Consider the following 1,531-nt stretch of genomic DNA (forward strand, 5'->3'; position numbering starts at 1 on the left):
CGGGCTTCCCCTTCGCCAAGAAGCTGCGCGCCGTCATGCGCTCGGCACGCGCCGGGGACGGACAGACCGCCGTCGTCGTCAATGGCAGTGAGGGCGAGCCGAGTTGCCTCAAGGACACCGCACTCCTGCTGCACACCCCCCATCTGGTGCTCGACGGGGCCCTGCTGGCCGCCGCCGCGCTGAACTCCGAGGACGTCGTGGTGGGCGTCACCCGGGGGGACGTGGAGCAGTCGCTGCGGGAGGCCGTCGCGGAACGCGGCCCGGCAGGCCGCCGGGTGCAGATCACGCGGCTCCCCGAGCGCTTCGTCACCGGAGAGGGAACGGCGCACGTGAACGGTCTGAACGGCGGCCCGACGCTGCCTTCCGGACAGAAGGTGCGCACCAGCGAGCGGGGCCTGAACGGCGTGCCCACCCTGTTCTCCAACACCGAGACCTTCGCCCAGCTCGCCGTCGCCGCCCGGCTCGGCGCGCTGGACTACCGTGCGACCGGCCTGCCCAGCGAGCCGGGCACCGTCCTGCTGACCGTCTCGGGCACCACGGTCGTCGAGACGCCGAGCGGGGCCGCGCTCTCCTACATTATGGAACTGTGCGGCACCGACCCGGGCCAGGGCGTCCTGGTCGGCGGCTACCACGGCAAATGGCTCGACCCGGCGTCCGCGCGCGCCGCCGAGGTGTCACGCGAGTCCCTCGACCGGCTCGGCGCGCGGCTGGGGGCGGGGGCGGTGCTGCCCTTGCCCATGGACACCTGTCCGGCCGGCGAAGTGGCACGCGTGACCCGCTGGATGGCGAAGGAGTCGGCCGGCCAGTGCGGCCCCTGTGTACGGGGGCTGCCCGCCATGGCCGACGTACTGGACGACGCCATCCGGGGCGGGGGCAGACCCGCCATGGAGATGCTGGAGCTGCGGATGAAGGCGGTGCTGCGGCGCGGCGCGTGCAGCCATCCGGACGGCACCTCGGCCTTCGTCGCGTCGGCGCTCAGGACCTTCCCGGACGAGTTCCGGGACCACGCGCTCGGCAGCGGCTGCGGCAGGCGGGTGCTGGGCGCCCTTCCGCTGCCCGAGGACGAAGAGAGTCCGGAGCGGCTGTTGGTCGACTGGACGCTGTGCAAGGGGCACGGGCTGTGCGTGGACGTCCTGCCCGATGTGGTCCGCCTCGACCTGGACGGCTTCCCGGCGGAGGCGTCCATGGCCGTACCCCGCGCGCTGCGGCAGAAGGCGCTGCGCGCGGTGCGGCGCTGCCCGGCCCTCGCGCTGCGCATCCAGGACTGAACCAACGCCTCGGGTTCAATGTTGGCGCGATCTGACAAATTCCCCGCGATATCCGCTTCCGCCGCTCCGGGCCCCGTATCAATTACCGGGGGCAAGAAAACGCGGAACCGAACCTGAAGGAGAGATCGTGAAGATAAGGCGTCGTGAGATATTCGCCGGGTCGGCGGTCGCGGTACTGATGATGACAACAGCCGCATGCGGAAGCTCCGACAATTACGGCGGAAAGGCCCCTGCGGTACAGCCGGTGGGCGACAGCAAACAGG

At 71.4% G+C, this 1,531-nt stretch carries 1 protein-coding gene; it reads left to right on the forward strand.

The annotated features are described in order from the left end of the window. A partial coding sequence (locus ACWGIU_RS37640; protein WP_453712560.1) for an NADH-ubiquinone oxidoreductase-F iron-sulfur binding region domain-containing protein occupies positions 1-1,268 on the forward strand: 1,268 nt, incomplete at its 5' end. Positions 1,269-1,531 lie beyond the last annotated feature (263 nt).

This window comes from Streptomyces sp. NPDC054840, from assembly GCF_053611065.1.